This is a genomic window from Streptomyces sp. NPDC058964 (assembly GCF_042741275.1).
GTDB lineage: Bacteria > Actinomycetota > Actinomycetes > Streptomycetales > Streptomycetaceae > Streptomyces.
The window spans coordinates 8,543-16,747 of record NZ_JBHYKH010000167.1 but is presented as its reverse complement, the minus strand read 5'-3'; the positions used below and the strand labels follow the sequence as shown (position 1 = coordinate 16,747).

At 72.8% G+C, this 8,205-nt stretch carries 3 protein-coding genes; all 3 read right to left on the bottom strand.

Annotation, left to right across the window (positions count from 1 at the left end):
• The coding region (locus ACFW2E_RS21385) for a hypothetical protein (RefSeq protein WP_384468653.1) at positions 1–2,112 on the bottom strand (2,112 nt) is incomplete at its 3' end.
• Positions 2,109–5,885: a tubulin-like doman-containing protein gene (locus ACFW2E_RS21380; protein ID WP_384468652.1), complete on the bottom strand. Its 3,777-nt coding sequence runs from the start codon at positions 5,883–5,885 to the stop codon at positions 2,109–2,111. The genes ACFW2E_RS21385 and ACFW2E_RS21380, both read right to left, overlap by 4 nt.
• 148 nt (positions 5,886–6,033) lie before the next feature.
• A partial coding sequence (locus ACFW2E_RS21375) for a choice-of-anchor X domain-containing protein (protein ID WP_384468651.1) occupies positions 6,034–8,205 on the bottom strand: 2,172 nt, incomplete at its 5' end.

The following is an 8,205-nucleotide window of genomic DNA, read 5'->3' as shown; positions in this document are numbered from 1 at the left end:
GTCGGTGAGGTCGCTCACCAAGGTGTCCACGAGGTGGGGTCCGCCCTCGCCCGCCTCCCTGTCCAGCCAGCGCGGGCCGTCGCCCGGCAGCCGGTCGTCCGTCCGGGCACGTGGTCCGGTTCGGGCGGCCGTGCCGTTCCCGGCCGACGCGGCTCCGTCCGCCGTGAGGCCGGTCGTCGCCGCACGGCTGTGAGGGTCCGGCTGCGGCATCCAGTCGGGCCGCTCGTGAGCGCCGCCGGGATTCCTTGCGGGTCCGGGTACCGTGCGGTCGCGGACCGGGTCCTCCCACCCCTCGTCCGCAAGCCTCGTCCCGTGGTCAGAGTCCCGGGGTCGGCCGTCCAGTTCTTCGACGCCGGCCGCCGCGCTGCGCAGCGCACCGGCCACCATCCGGGCGGCGTTGGCGCAGTACAGGCGATCCTCGGCGGCCCAGCGCTGCCGCAGGACCGCCTGCGCGAGCAGGGCGTCCAGACCGTCCAGGGCCTGCCTGGCCTCCTCCGCGCCGGTCAGTTCCCACCAGCGGTCCACCGCCCGGCGCCAGCCGACCGCCACGACCGCCCCGGCGATTCCCAGCCCGCACAGGGCGCCCAGCAGACCCGCCCAGGACGGTATGTGCACCGCACCGGCCAGGAAGAAGCCGCCCGCGGCGCCCGCCACCCCCGCCGCCGTCCGTGCCGCCATCGCGGACAACTCGGAGCGGGAGGAGGCCTGCCCTGGCTGCCGAAGCCGGGCGAGCAGGCCTCCACCGACCAGAACGAGCAGAACGACGAGGGCGGTGAGCGTGCCGGGCCACGGCCACAGGGCGGCCGACCCGCACGCGACCAGGGCCCCCGCGAGCTGCCCGGGTGTGGTCGCGGCGACGGCGAAGTGCTGCTCGGCCGAGACCCGATCGGGCAGCTCCGGCGGGCAGCGCCGCTCGGCCTCGGTCAGCAGTCCGGCACTCGGTGCGGGGGCCACCTGCTCGGAGAGGGCCGCGAAGCGTTCGGCGACGCTGCGGAGCGCCAGCCGGTCACCGAGCATCCGTTCGGCGAGCCGGTGCAGGCCGTCCGCCACTGCTTCCCTGCTGCCCTCGTACGACGGGACCCGGACGCCTAGTTCCGACAGCAGCAGGGCCGACTCCGGCGTCGCCGGAGAGGCTCCGGCAGCGCCGTCCTGAAGGGCCCTGACCACGAGGGTCCGGTAATCGCGGAGGCCGTGCGAAGCGGCATCGAGTGCCTCCTCGGTGCCGAGCCTGCCGGCTCCGAGGAGCAGACCGCCGATACCACTGAGCCGTGCCCAGCCCGCGTAGGCCTCGTCGAGCGCAGTGGAGCAGCCCGTGTACGCGCGGTCGGCCGCGCCGCCGGGGACCCGGTGGCCCGGCACCGGGCCGGTGGGTCGGCCGGCCGCGAGTTCGTCGACCGGCTTGGGGAACGCGATCCGCGCGGGGTCGTCGCCGTCCGCCACCTGCTGGGCACCGGTGGACCGTTCACCGGCGAACCGGGTCAGAGCCTGGCGCCACGCACGCGCCCTGGCAGCACCGGACAGGTCGTGCTCCAGCACGCGCACCCCTGGCACCGCCACGGCGTCCGGAAACCGCGCGAGCGTCTCCAGGGTCTCGTCGAACAGCGCCCGCACCAGATCGACCAGGACGGCCAGTGCCTCCGGGTCGTCGGCACCGACGGGGTCGCCGGCGGTGCGGGCGGCACGCAGGTCTCCTGCCCACAGCAGCCCGGCGTCCGGTCCGCGCACGACGGCCGGACGCTGCAGCCGACGCCGGTGTGCGCCTGGGGCCTGGGCATCGGCGCCCGCCGCCGGACCGGCGCTCTCGCCGTACGGCTCCACCACCGGCACGCCGGCGTCCTGCGCGCCCGGCAGATCACCGATGATCACCCCGAGCATCCACGCCTTGGTGCCGTAGCCGAGGATCTTCTCGTACAGGCTGTGGTGGTCCATCAGCCCTCGAGGGGTGTCCAGGACCAGGAATCTGTAGTGTCCGTTGCCCGGTTCGGGCAGCCCCTCGTTCCTCAGCTGCTCCTGGACCGCCGCGCGCAGTTCTCCGGGGCCGGCCAGCGTGTGCGCTCCGAACCGCAGGTCCAGCACGATCACCGAGCGTGCGGCGTCTCCGACGTGGCTCACTGGGGGTCACTCTCCCAGGGGTCACGGGCCGGGCGTCGCCCGGCCGCGGTGTCGGACTTGGTGTCGGACGCGGACCAGGGAAATCCGTGCTCCGCCTCACCGGGCTTCTCGTCCTGGTCCGGGGCAGACCATTGGGCGGATCCGTGGCGGGAGTTCGGGGAGGGATCGGGCTCGTTGACGACCTCCCACGGGAAGTCGTCACCGCCCGAGCCGTTCGCCGCGTCCAGGCGTTCCGCAGTGGCCCGGGTCGTGTACGCATCCGTGGCAGAGTCCACGGCACGCGTTGCGCTGGTGCCCTGCGTGGGAGCGGGCGAAGGACGCTCGCGCTCCGGCTCCGGGTCGGCCGTCAGGCGCTCGGGCCAGTGAGGTTTCTCGGGCCAGTCGTAGAGGTCGTTCCGGCTCGCGGAGACGTCGGTCCGGTCCGTGGAGACCGGCCGCTCCGGCGGGGTGTACGGTGCCGCGGCGGACTCGGATCCGCCGCCACCGCTGCCGGCCGGGGGCCGGACGTCGTCGGCCCGGTCCCGGGTGTCACGGCTGTCCCGGCGCAGCGGTACCGTCCCCCAGTCGTCCTTGCCGTGACGGGGCGCCCCGGGCGGAGCGGGCGACGAGGCCGGGTCGGGCGTCACCGAGAGGAACCGTTCGCCCCGCATGGCGGCTTCCAGGGTCCGCAGGGTCGGCTGAAGCGCCCGCTTCTCCGTGAACGTCACGTCCAGGGCGCCCGGCAGGGTCTCGGCCCAGAACCGGCGCAACGGGCCCAGCCACTCCGGGGACCACTGTCCGCTCCGGTTCTCCAGCTTCTCCAGGAGCTCCAGCTGGCGTCCGGCGATGTCGGTCACGAACCGCGCGTACAGCGGGTCGGGCTTGCTGCCCGACAGTGCGAGCCCTGACGGCTGAACCCTCATCAGGACACTGCAGTAGTCCTCGACGATGCGTCCCTCGTCCAGCAGCGCCCACCTCTCGTAGGAGCGCAGCAGTCCGGCCCAGCCCGAGATCTCGCCCTGGTAGTCGTCCAGCCGCAGGGTCATGCCGGGAACGTCGGGGCCGTCCTCCTCGTACAGGCGGATACGGACGCGGCGGGGTGAGCCGGCCTCCCCCTCGACGACGGTGACCTGGCCGTTCCACATGGCGCACAGCAAGCGGTGCAGGATGTGCTGCCGGTCCTCCTCCGTGCTGGCCAGCCAGTCGTCGCGGTAGCCGAGCCGCTGCCGCCAGCTCAGCACGTCCTCGCTCTGCTCGACGTCACGGGCCAGCGCCCAGCGGCGCAGCACGTTGCGGGCCTCGGGCACCTCGGTGAGGCTCATCTCGCTGCGGAAGAGCACCACGGTGATCGAGTCGGTCTCGACACCGCGGAACTCGATGGACCGCTTGCCGTCCCTGGGCAGCAGCAGGGACTTGCGCAGGTACTCCTCGACCGCGTCCTTGTTCTGGATCCGGGGGTAGACGATGAGGATCTTCAGCGGCCCCCCGCCCTCGGGAACGAATCCGTGAGGCAGCAGACCCGCGATCTTGAACCGGAACTGTTCCAGCGCGCTCTTGCCGACCTCCTCGGCCGCGTCCCCGACCCCCGCCGCCGCGCTCAGCAGCATCGCCATGGACGGCAGCAGCGGACGCTCGTCGGCCTGCATGCCGCTCTCGGCGAACAGTGTCTTGATCCGCTGCTCGACCGCCGCCTTGACCGTCGCGACCGCCGCGGCGGGGTTGCGCCTGCCCGCGGCATGGGCGGCCTGCCAGCGGTCACCGTCGACGAGCTTGAGCAGCAGTGCCGACTCGTCGTCGTTGTCGCGCAGACTGACGCGTTTGACGAGGCGTTCGCGCAGGTCTTCGTAGAAGTCGCTGAGGTTGTTCTGCGGCGGCAGCAGGTAGGAGACTCCGGTGCGGTCGTCGTAGAGCTCCTGCACGTGCTCCTCGAAGGCCCGGGGCTCTTCCTCCATGTGCTTGCGGAACGCCTCCACCAGGAGCGTCACCTCGCTGCTGAGCGCCGCCGCGGCCGGGCGCCAGCGCTGCTCCTGGCGCCGCCAGGCCTCGTGCCACACGGCACGGCAGCGCCACTGGTACCAGCGGTCCTGCGCCTCGACGGCCGCCGCCACCTCCGCATCCCCCCAGCGAGCCTTGGACAGGCCGCCGATCCGGCCCCTGATCCGGGGAACCGGGGGAGGCTGCACCTCCACGCCCGCGGGACGCGCGGGCTGCCGGCTGCGGTTCTCCAGCATCCCGAGGAAGCCGAGCACGGTGACCGGGTCCGGATCGCCGGGAACGCCCTTGATGATGCGCTCGGCCCGGAAGAGGTCGGCGGACCGCAGCACCCGTTCCAGTGCGGCACGGGGCGCGAACTGCTCGGCGAGCGCGGGCGCGCGGCGGTCCACCTTGCGCCGCAGATCGTCGAGCAGGCCCTGCATGTCACCGATCCGGTCGCGGAGAGCCTGCTCGATGGCGACTCCGCCGCGGGGCAGCGGATCGGGCTCCGGCACGGGCAGCGCCTCACGGGTCCACAGTTCGTCCAGGCCCGAGTCGGCGAACATCTTGCGGACGGTGCCTGCGTACTCGTGACTCGGCCTGGCTCCGGGCTCGGTGAGCCGGCGTACCGACATGGCCAGCATCCGGGAGGAGACCAGCTCGGCCAGCTCGTCCAGCGGCGCGGTCATCGAGGCCACCAGGCTGGTGGACACGCCCCGGTGGCCGATACCGGACGCGGCTCGTGCGGCTCGGTGCAGTCCCCGGTTGATGAAGCTGGCGGCGAACGTCTGGTAGTCGTCGTCGGCCCGGGGGCGCGGTCCCGTACCGTCGCCCAGTTCGGTGCCGACGAGGGACATCACCAGGGAGACGATGGAGCGCCGCAGGTCGTCGGGGCGGATCCCGGCGGTGCGGCTGAACAGGAACGCGGTCGGCACCACGCCGGTGCGCAGCTTGATCGGATGCACGCCCGGGTACCGGATGTGCATCGCGGAGTCCAGATCCGTGTCGCCGAGATCGGACTCGGCGGTGGGCACGTTCTGCTCGTCGACCAGCCGGAAGAGGTCCACGACGGCGCGCGCGGCGTTGAGTTCCGCCTCGCGGCCGCCGCCCGCGGAGGCGGGGAACGCGGACGGCATGACCACCAGCGGGTAGATCCGGGCGCCGGTGAAGTTCTTCGCCCTGAACGCCTCACCGATCAGGTGCAGGTAGTCGAGGAAGATCCCGGCACCGGTGCCACCGGCCACCGAGTACGCGACGAACACGTCGCAGCCGGACATCGGTCCGCCGCCGAGCTGGCTGAGTTCGCCCCCGGACCGGCTGATGGCGTCGATGGCCTGCATCAGCGGGCCCATCACGGAGTCAAGGCCGTTGCGGAGCGTGCCGAACAGGGCTGCCCGGCCGACCGTGGGCAGCTGGCCCGCCCCGTTGCGCAGGGGGGTGACCTTCGGTTCCCCCGTTCGCGGAGGGAGCCAGCCGCTCACCTCGTCCCTCATCACGGCGCGCAGCTCCCGTGTCACCTCGGGGGAGCTGTCGTGGTCGGGCAGGAGGTCGTGGGTGGCCCGGGCGGTCCGGCCGTAGGCGGCGCGCAGCGAGGCGTCGGCGCTGAGGTGCGGCAGTCTGGCGAGTTCGGACTCGCTGAAGTCGGCGTAGACGAACTGGAGGCACTCGGGGAGCTGGTAACGCAGCGGGATGCCGTGCCTGTTGAGTGCCGTTCCGTCGGGTCCGCACAGTGCTGCGCGCAGCCGTCGTTCCAGTTCGGTCCCGACCAGTCCGCCGGTACCGCCCAGACCGACGAAGAGCATCGGCTGGAATATCTGCATGGTGTGGTCCTCCGCCGGGTCGTCGGACGTCCCGGTCGCTGGTGGTTCGAGTACATGTGGTCGGGGCCCCGCGGCCGTCGGAGCGTGACCCGCGAACGGACCCGCGGCGGCTCCGTGCGCAGCCGCGGTTCCGCGTCCGGGCGACGCCTCAGAGGTCGGGGTGGTCCGGCTGGTCGGGCACGCCCACCGGGTATGCGCCGTCGTCGTACGTGTCGGCCGCCGGGGTGACCGCGCCGCCGCGGGCGGTACGGCCTCGTGCGGGCAGGCGGCTCCGCCTGGACGGGCCCGTACGGCCTCCGCCCGGCCGGCGTCCGTTGCTCTCGGCGATGCAGAGGGAGAGGGCGTCGGTCAGCGGCACCGGTTCGCCGAGACGCAGCGTCTGCTCGCCCTGCCCGCTGACACGCAGCACCACTCCCCCGTTGAGTCCGCGCCGCACCGCGTACGTGCCTCGCCGGCGCCGTTCGATGCGCGGGTGGTCGGTGGCCGTGTCGACGACGTCGAACTCGTACCACGTGCCGCTGCCCGTCTTGGCCTTGCGACCGGCGATGAGCGTGGCATCGGCGTCCCGCAGTTCGAGAAGGAGTCCGGCGGGGGCGATCCGCAGCCGGTGGACGCGGCGGCGGGAAAGCAGCGCGGCGACGATCGCGACGAGGACGAATACCGAGGGGATGACGACCTTCCACCACCTGTCCCAGAGCACCTCGACGGGACCGGGCACCTTGTGCACGACGATGTCGAGCGGGGCGTCGTCCAGGACGCGCCGGCCCTCGACGGCGACGACCTTCCCGCCGAGCCTGGTGCCCTCGTCGCCGACACGCGCGCCGAGTTCGTCCCCGGCGGCCACCTTCACCGTGACGGCGACGGTGCGAGCGGAACCGGGTTCGACGTCCACCTGGGCGGGATCGACGCTCAGGCCGGTGCCCTGCGCATCGGCGACGGAGAGCTTCACCGAGTGCCGTGCGCTGTCACGGTTGCTCACCTTCAGCGTGCCCGCCACTCGGCCGCCGGGGTGCACGTCGGCCGCCGGGATGTCGAGTACGGCGTCGAACGTGGTGTTGGCCGGAGCGGTGGTGGTCGGATACGACCTGGTGTCCGGGCTGAGGCCCACCGATTCGACGGTGCTCGAGAAGAGCAGGGCGCCCGCCGCCTTGTCCGGCACGGTCACGGCCCCGGAGTAGACGCCGTCCGAAGCCCGCCTGTCCTCACCCCGGCCGTCGTCGGCCAAGGTGATGGGTACGGTCTGGGAGAAGCCCTCGCCGGTGAGCCGTCCGGAGACGGAGATGCCGCGCAGGTCCCGCTCGTCCAGTTTTACGCTGTCTCTCGTCAGTACCTCGACCTCGACCCGGGTCCGCTGGCCGGCCCTCGGTGAGGGCTTCTCCAGGCGGATGTCGGAGCGCACCGCGCCCCGCCAGAGGACGCTGATGCTGGCGACACGGTCGCGGTGCCCCTCCGGGGCGTCGAGGTGCACCCGCCACCGGCCGGCGAGGGGGCGGGTGACGCGGAGGGACTCGACGGACTTGCCTCGCCCGGTGAACTCGAAGGACGACTCGCCGTCTCCGCCGCCGGACTCGGTGATCCTGCGGCCCTCGGGGTCGTAGTACGTGGCGGTCACCGCGGGGTCGCCCTTGGAGACGACGATGGTGCCTTCGGTGGCCAGCGGTGAGACCCGCACCTCGAGGTCGGCGGGCGGACGGGCCTGCGAGCCCGGGTCCCGGTAGAGGCATCGCGCCGCGGCGAACGCGGACTGGAGTGCCTTGTCGAGTTCGTCGGCGCCGGGCACCACCGCAGCCTTCGGCCGGGTCTCCGGAAGCCTGCGGCATCCGTCCTGGTATCCGCCGGCCGCCATGGCCGAGAGACTGGCCTTGTCGACGTCTCCCCCGAAGCCGAGCGGCCAGATCTGCACCTTCGCCTCGGCTGCCTCCCGCAGCGCCTGTTCCAGGTCTTCGGCCGCCTGACTGTCCCTCGTCGTCTTGTCGAGGCCGCGGTAGCGGTAGCTGTCCCGTACGTCGAGGCGGCCGTCGGTGAGCAGGAACAGCACCCGGGGCCTGCCGGAGTCCGGGGCTTCCTTCAGACGTGTCACACCCTGGCGGACTGCGGAGATGAAGTCCGTGCCCGATCCCTGCGCCGGGGTGCGCTCGCGCAGTCGGGCGGCACATTCGCCGATCCGTCCCTTGCCGACCGGGTCCAGCAGCCGCATGGGGCAGACCTCGTCGACGGACGACTGCTTCTCGGTCCTGGCGTCGGCGAACCCGAACACCACCAACCCCGAACGGTCGGAAGGGGCGCGGACTGCGATAGCGCAGAACCCGTGCCACACCCC